This window comes from Olivibacter ginsenosidimutans (genome assembly GCF_039542865.1).
Lineage (GTDB): Bacteria > Bacteroidota > Bacteroidia > Sphingobacteriales > Sphingobacteriaceae > Olivibacter > Olivibacter ginsenosidimutans.
The window spans coordinates 175,994-193,439 of sequence record NZ_BAABIQ010000041.1 but is presented as its reverse complement, the minus strand read 5'-3'; the positions used below and the strand labels follow the sequence as shown (position 1 = coordinate 193,439).

Here is a 17,446-nt window from a genome sequence, read left to right as displayed (position 1 = left end):
CTTTATTTCGATCGCAATGAAATGGATTGGAGAGCCCATATGGCTGTAGCGGACTTTTTAGGCACTCCCTTTTCAAATCCTGTGAATAAAATGAAAGGATATACTAAACCATTTTCCTTAATATTAGCTGTATTAATTTTAGATCAAGTCATTAAATTCTGGGTAAAACTAAACATGACTTTAGGCCAAGAGTTTAAAATTTTAGGCAATAGAGGACTTATCCATTTTACAGAAAATAACGGTATGGCTTTCGGTATGGAATTTGGTGGAGAAGGAGGCAAACTGGCCCTTTCGATTTTCAGGATCCTAGCCGTATTGGGCATCGGGTACGGACTGATTTACATGATTAAACGAAAATATCATCGTGGTCTAATTATGTGTGTAGCCCTGATTTTTGCTGGCGCATTAGGCAACATTATAGATTCTACTTTTTATGGATTAATTTTCAGCGAAAGCACCTGGTATGATAAAGCACAATTTTTACCGGCTTCAGGAGGCTACAGCACATTATTTCATGGAAAAGTAGTAGATATGTTCTATTTCCCGCTATTACAGGGCACTTTTCCTACTTGGTCTCCTATTTGGCCAAAGGAAGAATTTATTTTTTTTAGGCCGGTATTTAACTTGGCCGACTCGGCGATATCTGTTGGTGTAATTATTATCTTAATTTTTCAAAAACGTTATTTCAAAGAAGAAGTACAAGAGCCTGCAAGTTACCATAGTGAGGTCATTGAAGAATAATATTTCGCAAAACAATAAAATTGTAGCATTTCCTTTCATTAAAACGTTTTCCAATAAAATAGTTAAAAATAAATTTTATTACAAGCGATGAACTGCATGAACTTAGTAACCTGATATTAGTAGCAGGATTTCATCGTCACTTAAACTTTTACACCATGAGAAAAATAATTGCCGTTTTATTGCTTGGAACAATTGTATGGTCTGCTTCCGCACAAAATGTTGATACCAGACGAAAAATCGAAGTTTATGGTTCTGCAGAAGAAGAAATTACACCGGATATTATTTATGTTTCGATATCCCTAAAAGAATATTTTAAAGATAATAAAAATAAAGTAACGATAGACGAACTGGAAAAACAGTTAGCTTCGGCAGTAAAAAAAGCGGGAATTAAAACAGAGGATTTTACAATCAACAATATCTCCAGCTACAACTATGTGGATCCCAAAGAGAAAAAAGATCCTGGTTTTTTAGCGAGCAAACAATATAGTATCAAAGTAGCCAACTTAAATGCCATCAATGAGATCCTTGCTAATGTAGATGCTAAAGGAATTCAATCAACAAATATCGCAAGCTATGATCACAGTCAGATCAATGAGATAAAAAATCAGCTACGCATTAAAGCGGTTAATAATGCCAAGGAAAAAGCAACTGTTATTGCACAAGCTTTGGGAGATTCTTTGGGAGATGCCTTAGAAGTGAGCGATAACAATACCGATGCGGGAAGTCCTCAACCGATCTTTAAAACAATGGCAATGCGTGCAGATGCCGTACCAGAACAATCATTAGCTATAGATTTTAAAAAAATTAAGATAAACTATCAATTTAGAGTCGTATTTGAGTTAAAATAATCAGATCGTATTTTTTAATCCGAAAGCCATGCTTAAGTACAAATCTTGAGCATGGCTTTTTTGTAGGTTGCGTCATATCAAGCTCATCATCCTATAAAACTCAAACATTTTGGGGTCAAAATAGGTAGTATAAATAATGTAATAATACTAAACTGAACGAACATGAGCAAAACAGCATCGCTTAGCAAATTGCATGCAGAGGGGCATGCTATTGATAAGCTCCCCTTTTCTATCCGAATTTTGTTAGAGAATGTCATTCGAAACCACGATGGCTTCTCTATTACAGACGAGCATTTGGAAACACTTCTCCATTGGAATCCGTTGGGTACGGAAAAAGAAATTCCGTTTAAACCAGCGCGAGTGTTGATGCAGGATTTTACTGGTGTACCTGCAGTTGTGGATATTGCTTCCATTAGAGCAGAAGTTATCCGCAAAGGTAAAGACGGGAATAAGATTAACCCAGCCATTCCGGTAGATTTAGTGATTGACCACTCTGTGCAGGTAGACTACTATGGCACAAATTACGCTTATGATAAAAACGTCGATTTAGAATACGAGCGCAACGCCGAACGCTATGAACTACTTAAATGGGCGCAAACGGGCTTGAATAATTTTACAGTTGTTCCTCCAGGTATGGGAATATGCCATCAAGTTAACTTGGAATACCTCGCAAAAGGTATTATCGAACGTGACGGATGGATTTTTCCAGATACACTAGTAGGAACAGATTCGCACACACCTATGGTTAATGGTATTGGCGTGTTAGGTTGGGGTGTTGGCGGAATAGAAGCCGAAGCAGCCATGTTGGGACAACCGATCTATTTCACCTGTCCGCAGGTTATTGGCTTAAAATTAACGGGGAAAATACCTGATGGATGTACCGCCACAGACATGGTATTAGCCATCACCAAGTTATTGCGCGACTATGGTGTTGTCGGTAAATTTGTCGAAGTTTTTGGCGAGGGTTTAGACCATCTAACCGTAACCGATCGGGCTACTATATCCAACATGTCGCCAGAATTCGGGTGTACGGTAACCTATTTTCCCATCGATCATCAGACCATCGATTATATGCAGCGCACCAATAGACCGACTCATCACATCAAACTGGTTGAATCGTATTGCAAAGAAAACATGCTTTGGAGAGCGAACGAAAAGACTATCACATATACCGATATATTAACACTTGATTTAAATACGCTAGAACCGGCAGTAGCCGGACCAAAACGGCCCCAAGATAAAATTCTTATAAAAGAGCTATATCACAAATTTGGCGAATTGTTGGATAATGAGTATAAGCGTAAATATATACCTTTCAAGAATCGTGAAGTAAATAGTTGGTTATCCGAAGGAGGATCTGGCACAGCATTTACACCAAGTGCTAAACATAAAATATCCCATGAAACAGTTCAAAGTGATCAGCTCAAAACCGTACGGATTATCCACGAAAATCAAGAATATGTTTTAAGTGATGGATCAATCGTTATCGCGGCTATTACGAGCTGTACCAACACCTCTAATCCAGCAGTGATGGTTGGGGCAGGTTTGGTTGCAAGGAAAGCAATCGCACGTGGGCTACGGACTAAATCATGGGTAAAAACCAGTCTAGCACCCGGTTCAAAAGTAGTAACCGAATATTTAAAGCGTTCTGGACTCATAGAAGATTTAGAGGCACTACGATTCCATCATGTAGGTTATGGATGTACGTCGTGTATTGGTAACAGTGGGCCATTGCCTCCACACATTGCCGAAGCTGTAGATAAAGCGGATTTGGTGGTAGCTTCCATTTTAAGTGGTAATAGAAATTTTGAGGCTAGGGTGCATCCACAAGTTAAAATGAACTTTTTGGCGTCCCCTATGCTTGTAGTAGTCTATGCCTTAATCGGAAGAATTGATGTAGATATTCTGCACGATCCTATAGATTTAGATCCAAATGGTGAACCTGTTTATCTAAAAGATATTTGGCCTTCTCAAGACGAAATTAATGAAACGATCAAGGCGTCTTTACGACAGGAAGATTTTAAACAAGTATATGATGTCATATTTGACGGAAACAAACAATGGCAAGATCTTATTGCCCCAATGGGCAGTAATTATCATTGGAAAAATAATTCTACCTATATTCAAGAAGCACCCTTCTTCAAAGATATTAGCCAGGTTCCGGAACCCGTTACGGATATCAAAAATGCTCGTGTCCTGTTATACCTAGGAGATTCGGTAACAACCGATCATATTTCTCCTGCCGGATCTTTTAGGCTAGATAGCGCTGCCGGAAAATATTTAAACGACAAGGGTATCGCTGTCAAAGATTTTAATTCTTATGGTTCTAGAAGAGGAAATCATGAAGTGATGATGCGGGGCACTTTTGCCAATGTCCGGATCAAGAATAAAATTACAACTAAAGAAGGCGGTTATACTACCTATTTCCCTAATAATGAAACGCTTTCTGTCTTTGACGCTTCCATGGCTTATCAAAAGGCAGGTATACCACTTATTGTATTGGCGGGAAAAGAGTATGGTAGTGGATCTTCACGTGATTGGGCTGCCAAAGGAACCACGCTATTAGGTGTAAAAGCAGTGATCGCGGAAAGTTTCGAACGGATACACCGCAGTAATCTCGTAGGCATGGGTATTGCTCCCTTAGTTTTTACGCAAGGAGAAAATGCCGATTCCTTAGGCCTTGATGGAACGGAATCGTTTACCATAACGGGCTTGGCAGATCAACTTACTCCTTATAAAAAGTTACAAGTAAAAGCGGAAAAAGCTGATGGGAATCATATCAACTTTGACGTTATTGCGCGATTTGATTCGGCTATTGAAATTGAATACTATAAAAATGGAGGTATACTTCAATATGTATTACGTGGTTTTTTAGCAAAAGAATAGCTAAATACCCATTTATTTAAACAAAAAACAAATTAAATTTTTATTTGCAATATTTTATGCTTATATTTAAAGCTAATAATCAATAACAAACCTAAGTCAACAAAGGTACTTTGTTAAAAAAGGAGGGTAAAGGAAAATGAAAAAACTATTAATGGTGTTGATGGCCGTGATTTATTCTAATTTCGTATTAGCTGGTCACATGGGCGATAGCGAAGAATATAGTACCCCAAAAGCAGTTACTTATATTGCAATCGCTGTTATACTGATTACCGTTATTGCAACGGTACTTTATAAAAGACCGAAAAGAAAATTTAATGAATAAAAAAGGCCCTGAAATTCAGGGCCTTTTTTATGTTAACATTTCATGTATTCGCTTAAATCAGAAACCTAAATTTAGCGAAGTTGCAGCCAAAAAGAGTTATAAAAAATAATGAGATAAATTTTAAACAAGCTCTTCGTACAGCAAAAAAAAAGTTTTTTGTCATTACGAAACATGCAGCAATTTTATGTTGTTTAATTTTTGTCACGTAGTTAGCACTTTTCCAGCGTAAAATAAGGCACTCTTAAAACGAACAAAGGGTTAAAATCAGCTCCTAGAACGATAAAAATTATTAACTTCGTGCTATGCAAAAAAGCGATGTCTTACAGCGAATAACTACATTGACCAGGGAGCTCAATGAACATAATTATAAGTACTACGTCCTTGCCCAGCCAAGCATATCCGACTTTGATTTTGACAAGAAACTAGCAGAATTAGCTTCGCTTGAAGAAGCTTATCCTGAATTTTTGGATCCTGATTCGCCAACACAAAAAGTTGGAGGAGATATCACGAAACAGTTCAAAACCGTACGCCATAAGTGGCCTATGCTATCGTTAAGCAATACCTATAGTGAAGAAGAACTCAGGGAATTTGATGAACGTGTAAGAAAGGTACTTGGCGATCACTTCGAATATGTCTGTGAATTAAAATTTGATGGCTTATCCATTAGTTTAACCTATGAAAATGGATTGTTAACGCGTGCTGTCACCCGCGGCGACGGTAGCCAAGGCGATGAGGTGACGGCTAATGTGCGGACGATAAAAAGTGTTCCAAACAGGTTAAAAAATGACGGCTATCCAGCATTATTTGAAATCAGAGGGGAAGTATTTATGCATCAGGCGGCCTTTGAACGACTCAATCGGGAAAGGCAGGAGAATGGAGAGATTCCTTATGCGAATCCACGCAATTTTGCAGCAGGTACCATTAAATTACAAGATTCTGCTGAAGTAGCAAGACGCCCATTAGATTGTTTTCTTTATTTTCTATACATGGATGGCCGTGACAGGGCGTTTAAAACGCATTGGGATAGCCTAAATGCCGTAAAATCGTGGGGCTTTCACGTGTGTGAACATACTAAACTATGTCATACATTAGCTGAAGTTTTTCAATTTATTGCTTATTGGGAAAATGAGCGATATCGCTTAACCTATGATATAGACGGTATTGTGATCAAGGTTAATAGCTACGCACAACAAGATGAACTAGGCTTTACCGCAAAATCACCGAGATGGGCAATTGCTTATAAATACAAAGCAGAAGAAGTTGAGACTATCCTAAAATCGGTTAGCTATCAAGTCGGTCGTACCGGTGCCGTTACGCCAGTAGCTAACTTAGAACCCGTACAGCTTTCGGGAACGACCGTTAAACGTGCTACTTTGCACAATGCCAATGAAATTACGAGACTCGATTTACACGAGTTAGACACGGTATCAGTGGAAAAGGGGGGAGAAATTATCCCTAAAATCATTGGCGTAAATATGGAAAAAAGAGTTCCAGAAACTTCAAAAATACAATACCCTACCCATTGCCCAGCTTGTGGAACATTATTGATACGTAAAGCTGGCGAGGCGGTACACTATTGTCCGAATGAACTAGGATGCCCACCACAAATCGTTGGGAAAATACAACATTTTATCAGCAGAAAGGCAATGGATATTGAAGGAATGGGAAATGAAACAGTAGAAGTACTTTACAAAAAGGGGTTAATCAAGCAAATAAGCGACCTTTATAGCCTAAAAGAACATAAAGATCGCTTGGAGCAGTTAGAACGTTTTGGGGAGAAATCCATACAGAATATGCTTCACGGAATAGAAAAATCCAAAGAAAAACCCTTCCCTAAAGTGCTTTTTGGTTTAGGGATTCGCTATGTAGGTGAGACCATCGCCAGAAAACTAGCTAATAGTTTCAAAACCATAGATGCATTAATTCATGCTACTTGTGAAGAAATCGCTGCTGTTGAAGAAATTGGTGAACGAATTGCTAGTAGTGTTACTGAATATTTTTCCAAAGAGATTCATCTACAACAAATAGCTGTTTTAAAAAGTGTAGCACTACAATTTTCTATAGTTGAAGAAGACCGTGTGCTTAGTAGTGATAAATTGGCTAACAAAACTTTCATCATATCCGGCGTATTTGAAAATCACAGCAGGGAAGAATTAACCCAGCTTATCGTGGCCAATGGAGGAAAGATGTTAAGTAGTATCAGCAATAAGCTCAACTATTTGGTTGCCGGTGATAAAATGGGACCATCAAAGCTAACAAAAGCTCAAAAGCTTAACATCCCAATCATCTCTGAGGCAGATTTAATAAAAATGCTTGCATAAATTATTAAATCTGTCATTTTTATCTTAGGTTTGACACATTTTAAATAGCATCAATAATTAAAACGTTATAAATACAATGAATAGCCTATATGGTGCCGGTGTGGCATTAGTTACACCCTTTAATGCTGATGGCAGCATTGATTTCGATGGTTTGTCTAACTTGATTGAATATCAAATAGACAGTGGTATGGATTATTTAGTCAGCATGGGAACTACAGGAGAGGTCGCTACGTTGACAAAAGAAGAAAAAAAGAGTATCTTAGATTTTACTGCTGATCAGGTTGCTGGACGCGTCCCATTAGTAGCCGGTTTTGGAGGAAACAATACTGCCGAACTCATTGGTCAATTAAAGGATTTTAATCATCCTGCTTACCAAGCTATTCTTTCAGTAAGTCCCTATTACAACAAACCCACTCAAGAGGGCATTTATCAACACTATAAAGCGGTTGCCCAAGCTACTGAGCTTCCAATTATTTTATACAATGTTCCTGGAAGAACAGGCAGTATGATTACTGTAGACACGATTATCCGATTAGCGAATGATTTCAGTAATATTATTGGCGTTAAAGAAGCATCTGCAAACTTTGAGCACTTTACCCGTATTATGGCCAATAAGCCTGAACACTTTTTGCTCATTTCAGGAGACGATGCTTTAACGCTACCGATGATGTCATTGGGAGCGGTGGGCGTAATTACCGTTGTTGGAAATGCCTTTCCAAGTCAGACTCAACGTTTGGTAAAATATTGTAATGAATGGCGTTATGAGGCAGCACGTAAATTACATTATGAACTACTCCATATTGACGATCTCTGTTTTGTTGAAGGTAATCCGGCTGGCGTCAAAGAAATGCTCCAAGAACTAGGCATTTGCAAAAACTACGTGCGTTTACCTTTGGTTGGTGTCAGTCAGGAAACAAAACAAAAAATCGCTCTTGCTGTAAGTACCTTAACCGTTAAAGAATAGTAAAATATGCCTTTAAAAAAAGGCATATTTACAACATTAAGCCGGAACAACCTGTTGTTCCCGGTAATATCCATTATTAAGTTTCTCAGCTACCTCAGAAAAAGCGAATATCGTTCGCTCAACGTCTTCCAAGGTGTGTGCAGCAGTAGGAATTAATCTCAATTCAATTTGCCCTTTCGGGATTACAGGATAAACAACAATAGAGCAAAAAATACCATAATTCTCCCGAAGATCCATTGTCAGTGCAGTAGCTTCTGCCAGATCCCCTTTTAAAAATACGGGAGTGACCATTGTATTTGTATGTCCAATATCAAATCCATTCGCTCGCAAACCTTTTTGAAGGGAAGTAGCAACTTCCCAAAGTTTTTTGCGTAAATCCGGTTCCCCTTTTAAAAGCTCCAACCGTTTCTTTAAACCGATAACCATCGGCATAGGTAAAGATTTAGCAAAAGTTTGAGAACGCATATTGTATCGTAGGTACGTAATCATTTCTTCTTTTGCAGCAACGAAAGCTCCTATTCCTGCCATAGATTTCGCAAAAGTACCAAAATAGATATCTACACCGTCTATACAATTTTGTGCTTCATGCGTACCTGCACCTGTAGCGCCCATAGTACCAAAACCATGAGCATCATCCACTAACAGTCTAAAATTAAATGTATTTTTGAGTGCATTGATTTCTTTCAATTTACCCTGCGCCCCCGACATACCAAACACACCTTCCGTAATCACCAAAATTGCGCCTCCTGTTTGCTCTACAATTTTCGTTGCACGTTCCAGCTGCTTTTTACAGCTTTCAATATCGTTGTGTTGATATACATATCGTTTACCCATATGTAGCCTGACACCATCGATAATACAAGCATGAGATTCAGCATCATAAACAATGACATCATTCCGATCCACTAAGGCATCAATGATTGACACCATTCCTTGATAGCCATAATTTAAAAGAAATGCATCTTCTTTACCAACAAAGGACGCTAAATCCTGCTCAAGTGCTTCATGATGATTTGAATTTCCAGACATCATCCGTGCTCCCATAGGATAGGCCATACCAAATTCTTCTGCAGCCTTCGCATCAGTAGCACGCACTTCGGGATGATTGGCTAAACCTAAATAATTATTTAAACTCCAAACCAGATGGTCTTTTCCTCTAAATTTCATATGTGCACCAATTTCTCCTTCCAATTTAGGGAAAGAAAAATATCCATGTGACCATTTGTGATGTTGTCCAATTGGACCTAAATTTTTTGCTATTTTATCGAATAAATCCAAAGTAAATGTATTTAATTTTACTAAATAAGCCTCGACTGTTTTACCTCGTGATACTTTAAAAGCTCAGTAGCAACTGCATTTCATAGTGAATTAACGCTACTGTAACGTTATTAAAACAACCCAAAGTAATCGTTAAAATGTCTACAAAGATAAAGTTTCGCCGTAGCATTAGCAACTTTCACCTGAACCAACTTTCAAATGAGTACAAAAACTTCCTTTTTATGTAGTTTACCTATATAAAAAAGCCAGTTAGGACAAAACTCCAAACTGGCTGATGTTCATTTCCTCATCATTTATTAATCTACATTGTCATGTAAAAACGAATTATTCGGCCGGATTTCCGTAATCCCGTCATCAGTAGAAAGCGTAAACCGGGAAACCTGAGATTCGGATGAATGTGGAACTTGATCTAAAGAACGTTGTTTCCTTCTATAAGCCGGTTCATTCTCAATTTCCTGCAAGCCATTTGCAGAACGAAGTTTCATACTTAAATCTTTTAATCTAAGTATCCGCTCTTTCGTTTTTCTCAATTGCTCTTCAATACTTTCATCCGTTTTATGCTCTTCCACTTGCTTGATTTCTGCCTCTACAGGCTCAACGGATTGCTCATTTACTGGATCAACTGTAGACTGATCAGGCTCGTCGGCTGCTTTTGTAAACAGAAATTCGCTCTCTGTCACCTTTAGCTGATATTCATTAGCCGGTTGTTGTTTGTCTGTTTCAGGATCCTCTTCTATGAGGGTATGTCTAATAACTTCTTCTTTTTTAGCAGCTAGCTTATTTTCTGTATTTTGCTGCCCCTTTCCAAATCCACTGAAAAGATCCACCTGTGGTAAGGAAGTAGGTTGTACCTTTGGCTCTATTGCTGGTTCCTCAACAACCTGAGTTACCGTTTTCTCTTCCTTTTCCTTTGTCAGAATTTGGTTTATCGGTCTCACTAAAGGAGTTTTTTCTTCTTCCAGCGGTATAGCTATTTTTTTGTTGTTCTCTTCTTGTTTCCGTTCTTCTGTTGTCTGGAAGCCCGTAGCAATAATGGTTACCGACAATTCTTTTTCTAAGGAATCATCTAAGCAATTTCCCCAAATAATTTCAGCCGTGAAACCAGCACGTTCCTGGATATAATCCGTTACAATAGAGATCTCATCCATCGTTACCTCTTGTGTACCGGAAGTAATGTTCAATAAAATATAACGTGCGCCTTCTATTTCACTATCTTTTAATAATGGGGACGCTAGAGCACCCTCTACGGCCTTTTGTGCACGATCATCTCCACTCGCTTTGGCATTACCCATAATAGCAACACCACTATCATTCATAACCGTTCGCACGTCTTTGAAATCGACATTGATATAACCCGGAATAGTAATGATTTCTGCAATGCCCTTGGCTGCAGTTGTTAAGATGTCATCGGCTTTGGCAAAAGCAGAACTCATCGTTAAATTGCCAAATATTTCACGCAAACGGTCGTTAGAAATGACCAGATAAGAATCTACATATTTCCTCAATTCCCCCAAGCCCTCTTCGGCCTGACTCCTACGACGTTTGCCTTCAAAAGCAAAAGGTGTAGTTACAATGGCTACTGTTAAAACACCAAGCTCTTTTGCTGCTTTTGCAATAACCGGGCTCGCGCCAGTACCCGTGCCTCCCCCCATACCTGCCGTAATGAATAGCATTTTGGTATTAACGCCCAGCATACGCTTAATATCTTCGATGCTCTCTATTGCCGAGTTTTCTCCCACATCAGGATCAGAACCGGCACCCATTCCTTCTGTTAAGCTTGCCCCTAATTGTACCTTATTAGGTATCGGACTTAACTCTAATGCTTGGGCATCGGTATTGCAAATTATAAAATCCACACCACTAATCCCTTGTCTGTACATGTGGTTAACCGCATTGCCGCCACCTCCACCAACACCTATTACTTTAATAATAGATGATTGTTCTTTAAGCATTTCAAATTTCATATGTATATAATTTGCTTGTTAAAAGGATATGGGATATTCTGATACATTTTTCCGATGAATCTAAGTAACATGCATATCTCATATCTATCCTAATTTACTCGTAATGAGTGCTATCCAAAACCTAGTTTTATGTCACTTTTGCAAGGTAATATTAACACTTTTTCCACAATTGTTTTCCACGATTGTTTATAATGTGGAAAAATAATAGAGTGTTGAAAACTTATTTAATATAATCGGTATCCTCTATCTTGTTATCATCACTAATATACCGTATAATCTTGTCCAAGAAACCAAATGTCTTTTTTCCTTCTTCTGCGATTCCTTTAACTACCTGACTTTTTGGAGGATGTTCCTGCTCATTATATTCTGTGGATTCAATACCTTTAATCAATAATCCTATACCTGTTGCATAAAGCGGACTCTTTAATTCGTCATACACATTTTTTGGCAACATTTCATTCTTGGAAAGATGCTCATTTGGCATACCAATGCGACATTCCAAACCGGTTACATATTCCACCAATTGTACCAAATGCTTCAATTGCGCGCCTCCCCCTGTAATTACAATTCCACCAATTAATTTCCGTTCATATCCAGAAGATTTTATTTCATAATAAACGTGCTCAATGATTTCTTCCATACGGGCTTGGATGATATAAGCAAGATTTTTAACGGAGATTTCCTTATGTTCTCTACCACGCAGCCCAGGCACACAAATGATTTCATTCTCACGGTTCTCTTCCGCTAATGCAGAACCAAATCTTACTTTAAGTAATTCTGCCTGATTCCTTAATACCGCACATCCTTGCTTAATATCTTCCGTTACAATATTACCTCCAAGTGGAATAACGGCCGTATGCCGAATAATTCCTTCATGAAAAATGGCAACATCTGTCGTTCCTCCACCAATATCGACTAGCACTACCCCTGCGTCTTTCTCTTCCGGACTAAGCACTGCTTCAGATGAGGCTAAGGGTTCTAAAATAAGCTCTTGCGCCTCTAAAGAAGCATACTCAACACAGCGTTTTATATTTCGCACAGCACTCACATGTCCAGAAATGATGTGGAAGTTGGCTTCCATCCTCCTTCCAGCCATTCCTATAGGATCTTTAATACCGGGTTCATTGTCAATGGTAAATTCTTGCGGTAATACATGGATAATTTCTTCACCAGGAGGAAGCACTAACTTATACATATCTTCTACTAGCTTTTCGATATCTTTTCTGCCTATTTCATTATCGTCTTTCCTAGTTAAGATACCCCGATGTTGTAAACTCTTAATATGTTGGCCAGCAATACCAACATTTACCACCTTAATGTCAACATTTGATTGTGCGCTTGCCTCTTCAACGGCTTTCACAATACTGGTTACCGTCTTCTGAATATTGGCCACCACACCACGGCTTACACCTAATGATTCTGCCTTGCCGATACCAAGTACTTCAATCTTATTGTGCTCGCTCCTGCGGCCCACAGTTACGCAAATTTTTGTAGTACCGATGTCCAGTCCTACTACAATAGGAGCGTCCTTTGGATTAGTCATTCGTTTTTCCATGTTTACTGCGTATTAATTATGCTGTTTATTATTATTTTCTTTCTTTATAACGCTATCTGCTTTTTCGCAAACAAGTTGATTAGCAAATTTCAAATTCACGGTTTTATATTTTCCCCAACCAGCCTTTGGTATAACCTGCTTATAAAAAAGTAAAAGTTTGTCAAATTTCTCCTGTAAGGAATCGCCGTTGCCCAAAATAATCTTTTGATTCCCAATACGGGGGATAAGCTCCATATCATTTTCAGGATTAACGTATAACTGCTCTATCTGGCTATTCCATAAAGAGTCGGTTTGCAAAAATAAAGCGACCTTATGAAGATCCTTTAACTGCGACGATCGCATCGTGTCCTGTCTACCATTAAACTGTTCACTCACGTTCCCATTCGCAACAATAACGTGGGGCGCATATAGCTTTGAGGCAGGAAACTTTACACCGCTTCCATCTAGATAAAAATCATCACCTGCTGAATTAATGATTCGGATAACGGCTTCTCTTTGTTCGATTTTCACATTTACTTTACCATCCATCTCTGCATATACATTAACATGTTTAATAAATGGATTTTCACGCAATTTATTTTCAAGTTCATGTATCGGTAAATATTTAAGTGGTCGCCCAACCAAAGGCCCACCATTATTATCTATCGTTTTAAAAACATCCTCCTGTGAAACAAAGGCTTGCGTTCCAGGAACAATTACCTTCACACTTTTACACACTTCTCTATTTTTCTTTGCATTAATAAAGCCCATCAATACAAAAAAGCCAACCAAGCTTACGATCCATGTAAAAACATAAAGCACATTACGCCAAGGTATGTTCTTCAACCTATTCCACATTTTCCAGAATCTCCTTAATCGGTTCAACTAATAGATCAATATTACCGGCACCTACCGTAACTAATACTTCAGGCCTTTCATTTCTGATATAATCCAATATTTCTGCATTTGACAGTTTATATTTCCGCTCTACATCAATTTTAAGGAGCAACCACTCGGCATCTATGCCTACAATTGGTTCTTCCCTCGCAGGGTAGATATCCATCAAAATTACAATATCAGCTTGGGCAAGTGCTTGGGCAAATTCATCTGCAAAATCGCGCGTTCTTGAAAATAAATGTGGCTGAAATATACAGGTTAATGTTTTCCCGTTGTATAATTCTTTTACCGCTGATAAACACGCTTCCAATTCAACCGGGTGGTGTGCATAATCATCAATATACACGCAATCTTCCTGACAGACAATAAATTCAAATCTCCGTTTCACCCCTTTAAATGAAGCTAATGCTTCTTTAATAGCATCCTCCGTAATACCCAAGGCTCTTACTGCCGTAATAGCAGCTACTGCATTTTCGATATTATGCCTTCCAGCAATACCTAATTTTATTCCTTTAATAGTGATATCCATAGCGTGGTATTCAAAATGAAACATACCATCTATTATGTGGATATTATCTGCATAAACATCCGCTTTGTCTACGATACTATAGTGTATATCAGCCGGTAATGTCAAACCCGCTTTAACAATTCTTATACCAGTTGTCGCCACCTGATCAATAAATAATCGAAACGATTCTACTAAATGACTTTGATCACCATAAATATCCAAATGATCGGCGTCCATAGAGGTAACTACAGCAATTGATGGATATAACGTTAAAAAGGAGCGATCATATTCGTCTGCCTCAACAACCAATGTTTGATTAGAAGAGAATAATACATTAGTATTATAATTTGCTGCAATTCCACCTAAGAACGCCGAACAACCATAACCGCTATGCGTTAATAAATGGGCAATCATACTGCTCGTTGTCGTCTTACCATGTGTCCCGGCAATAGCAATCGTATGGCACCGGTTGCTGATTATACCTAATACTTCCGATCGTTTATATAACCGGCAGTCTAATTCCCGGAAAAATCGTAGTATAGCTAAATCATTCGGAACTGCTGGTGTATAAATAATTAAATAATCCTGCTGAGGGTAAGTAAACGCAAAAGCTACATGTTCAACAGCATCATCATAATATACAGATATGCCTTCGTTTGTTAATTGTCGGGTAAGTGCTGTCTCTGTTTTATCATAGCCAGCTACTGGCACATTAAAATGATTAAAATACCGGGCTAAGGCACTCATTCCGATGCCACCGATACCGATTAGAAACACCTGTTTTAAATCTTCAATAATCATTTCAACGCGTTTCAATTTGTTCATTTGGATTCCGACTGTCGCTTACGATCTGCTAGCTTTAGTACTTCCTTAGCAATCATTTCATCTGCATCCCATTTTGTTAATTGTTTAATATTTGCAGCGAGCTCTTTACATTGATCTTTGTCATGAATCAATGCTAGGGCAGTATCTATTAATTTATGAGGTGCATCTGCGTCTGTAACCATTATTGCGGCCCGCTTTTTCGTTAGGGCTAAGGCATTCTTAGTTTGGTGATCCTCTGCCACATTTGGCGATGGCACCAATACCACCGGCTTACCTATAGCACAAAGTTCCGCTATCGTTCCAGCACCTGCACGGGCTATTATCATATCGGCTGCGGCATAGGCAAGATCCATACGATGCAAAAAAGATTTCAGACATACATGGTCCCAAGACTGTTCCTTCAATAAACCAGCTAACTGTTCATAGTAAAAACTACCACATTGCCAGATCACCTGTACTTCTTCGTCTCTTAATTTCTCTAGTCCTTCAAGCATGCATGTATTTAGGGTACGGGCACCTAAACTTCCTCCCGTCAGGAGTATGGTTTTTTTCTGCTGATCTAACCCCAATAATTCCTTAGCTTCAAAGTCTTTACCTGCAATTGCCACAGTATCCCTTCGAATAGGATTTCCGGTAAACAAAATCTTTTCTGCAGGAAAAAACTTGTCCATACCGTCAAAGGCTACACAAATCTTTGCCGCTTTCTTTCCCAATTTCTTATTCGTTATACCTGCAAATGAATTCTGTTCTTGTATTAAATAAGGAATATGTTTCTTGCCAGCTGCGTGTAACAAGGGTCCTGAAGCGTATCCTCCGACACCTACTACGGCATCAGGTTTAAAATCATCAATAATTTTTTCTGACTGGCGAATACTTTTCCATAGCTTAAAAGGCAATAGCAAATTCTTTACTAATGACTTTCTATTGATTCCCTGTATATCTAACCCAATAATCTTATAGCCTGCAGCAGGTACTTTATCCATTTCCATTCTACCTTTTGCACCAACAAATAGAATCTCTATGTTCGGCATTAAACGTACCAATGCATTGGCGATCGACACCGCGGGAAAAATATGCCCTCCGGTACCACCTCCGCTAATAATAATACGTTTTACTGGATTAACCATAATTCAATATTTTTATGCCACTACAGGTATTTCACCAATAATCACCTTATCATGCTTGGTTTTAATATCTTTTGTGTCCTTATAGACACCTTTCGTTTTCAATTCTTCAATATTTCGACTAACACTCAAAATGATACCAAAAGCAACACTTGTAAACAAGATAGAAGTCCCCCCCATACTCACCAAGGGCAAAGGCACCCCAGTCACCGGGCCCAACCCTACTGCAACAGCCATATTCCCAAAAGCTTGGATGGTTAAACTAAAACCTAAACCGGCCGCTAATAAGGCGCCAAAGGCCTTAGGACTCTGTGTTACGATACGAATACATCGGTACATGAACACCAAATATAAAATCGCTAGCAAAACACCACCAATAGCACCGTACTCTTCAATAATGATGGCAAAAATAAAATCAGAATACGGATGGGGCAATACATTCCGTTGTGTACTGTTACCAGGCCCTTTACCAAAAATACCTCCGGTTGCAATGGCAATTTTAGCCTGGTTTGCTTGGAATTCTTTATCCGGATCAGGCTCTCCTTTTCCCATGAATGTCTCTACCCGCGAAATATACGTTTGTCGCCTCGGGCCCAACAATACAACCAATGTTAAAAGGAAGACGCCTGCAATACTAACATAAGCAATTTGCTTAATACTGATTCTACCAATGATCAACAACAAAATACTTACAGCAAAGAGCATAATAGCGGTAGACATATTGGCAATAGCAATTAAGATAATAACCACACAAACAGATCCCATAATAGGCATAAAAGCGCGTTTCACATCTTTTATGTTTTCCTGTTTTCGCGTCAGCATCCTTGCTAAAAACGTAATGAGCGCTAGCTTAGCCATATCTGACGTCTGAAAGGTCTGGTTAATTACAGGAATAGTTACCCATCTATTGGCATCATTTACGGCGCTTGTAAACAACAAGGTATAAAGCAGCAACGGAATGGTAATGATCATCAAAATCTTTGATATACCCGCATAATACCGATAATCTAGCAAATGCGAAAAGTACATTAATACCAATCCGGCAAAAACCAACGTAAAATGTTTAATTAAATACGTTTCTGTCCCTCTACCTTCTTTATAAGCTAACGTTCCGGTAGAACTATAAACTGCCAATAATGACCATACGGATAATATAATTACGATTATCCATATCCATTTGTCTCCTTTTAGCTTACTAAAAATTCTTTCCATAATCTATTTTTTATAGAAAAAC

The 17,446-nt window shown here is 38.5% G+C and carries 13 protein-coding genes; 6 read left to right on the top strand and 7 right to left on the bottom strand.

Annotation, left to right across the window (positions count from 1 at the left end; translation table 11 throughout):
* The first annotated feature begins 90 nt into the window (after positions 1–90).
* From ABD930_RS16580 to dapA, 6 genes are all read left to right on the top strand, one after another.
* Positions 91–741: a lipoprotein signal peptidase gene (locus ABD930_RS16580; protein WP_345233291.1), complete on the top strand. Its 651-nt coding sequence runs from the start codon at positions 91–93 to the stop codon at positions 739–741.
* A 155-nt stretch (positions 742–896) separates the two neighbouring features.
* Positions 897–1,589, top strand: a complete 693-nt coding sequence (locus ABD930_RS16575) for an SIMPL domain-containing protein (RefSeq protein WP_345233189.1) — start codon at positions 897–899, stop codon at positions 1,587–1,589.
* Between the two features lie 162 nt (positions 1,590–1,751).
* Positions 1,752–4,475: an aconitate hydratase AcnA gene (gene acnA, locus ABD930_RS16570; protein ID WP_345233187.1), complete on the top strand. Its 2,724-nt coding sequence runs from the start codon at positions 1,752–1,754 to the stop codon at positions 4,473–4,475.
* Positions 4,476–4,611: 136 nt separating this feature from the next.
* On the top strand, positions 4,612–4,797 hold the full coding sequence (locus ABD930_RS16565) for a hypothetical protein (RefSeq protein ID WP_345233185.1): 186 nt from the start codon (positions 4,612–4,614) through the stop codon (positions 4,795–4,797).
* A 302-nt stretch (positions 4,798–5,099) separates the two neighbouring features.
* Positions 5,100–7,118 (top strand): NAD-dependent DNA ligase LigA, encoded by a 2,019-nt coding sequence (gene ligA / locus ABD930_RS16560; RefSeq protein WP_345233183.1) that lies wholly within the window; start codon positions 5,100–5,102, stop codon positions 7,116–7,118.
* Positions 7,119–7,194: 76 nt separating this feature from the next.
* On the top strand, positions 7,195–8,082 hold the full coding sequence (dapA, locus tag ABD930_RS16555) for a 4-hydroxy-tetrahydrodipicolinate synthase (RefSeq protein ID WP_345233181.1): 888 nt from the start codon (positions 7,195–7,197) through the stop codon (positions 8,080–8,082).
* 36 nt (positions 8,083–8,118) lie between these two features.
* Here the strand turns inward: dapA and ABD930_RS16550 are convergent, their stop codons facing one another.
* The 7 genes from ABD930_RS16550 to ABD930_RS16520 form a co-directional block, all read right to left on the bottom strand.
* Complete coding sequence (locus ABD930_RS16550) at positions 8,119–9,360, bottom strand: aminotransferase class I/II-fold pyridoxal phosphate-dependent enzyme (RefSeq protein ID WP_345233179.1); 1,242 nt, start codon at positions 9,358–9,360, stop codon at positions 8,119–8,121.
* A gap of 296 nt (positions 9,361–9,656) precedes the next feature.
* Positions 9,657–11,324 carry a cell division protein FtsZ gene (ftsZ, locus tag ABD930_RS16545; protein WP_345233176.1) on the bottom strand — a complete coding sequence of 556 codons (1,668 nt, stop codon included), beginning with the start codon at positions 11,322–11,324 and terminating at the stop codon, positions 9,657–9,659.
* A 220-nt stretch (positions 11,325–11,544) separates the two neighbouring features.
* The gene (gene ftsA / locus ABD930_RS16540; protein ID WP_345233174.1) at positions 11,545–12,879 is read right to left on the bottom strand and encodes a cell division protein FtsA; all 1,335 of its coding nucleotides are present in this window, start codon (positions 12,877–12,879) and stop codon (positions 11,545–11,547) included.
* Between the two features lie 12 nt (positions 12,880–12,891).
* Positions 12,892–13,704, bottom strand: a complete 813-nt coding sequence (locus tag ABD930_RS16535) for a cell division protein FtsQ (protein ID WP_345233172.1) — start codon at positions 13,702–13,704, stop codon at positions 12,892–12,894.
* Between the two features lies 1 nt (position 13,705).
* Complete coding sequence (gene murC, locus ABD930_RS16530; protein ID WP_345233169.1) at positions 13,706–15,088, bottom strand: UDP-N-acetylmuramate--L-alanine ligase; 1,383 nt, start codon at positions 15,086–15,088, stop codon at positions 13,706–13,708.
* Positions 15,085–16,215, bottom strand: a complete 1,131-nt coding sequence (gene murG, locus ABD930_RS16525) for an undecaprenyldiphospho-muramoylpentapeptide beta-N-acetylglucosaminyltransferase (RefSeq protein WP_345233166.1) — start codon at positions 16,213–16,215, stop codon at positions 15,085–15,087. The genes murC and murG overlap by 4 nt, the downstream gene beginning before the upstream one ends.
* A 12-nt stretch (positions 16,216–16,227) precedes the next feature.
* Positions 16,228–17,424 (bottom strand): FtsW/RodA/SpoVE family cell cycle protein, encoded by a 1,197-nt coding sequence (locus ABD930_RS16520; RefSeq protein ID WP_345233164.1) that lies wholly within the window; start codon positions 17,422–17,424, stop codon positions 16,228–16,230.
* Positions 17,425–17,446 lie beyond the last annotated feature (22 nt).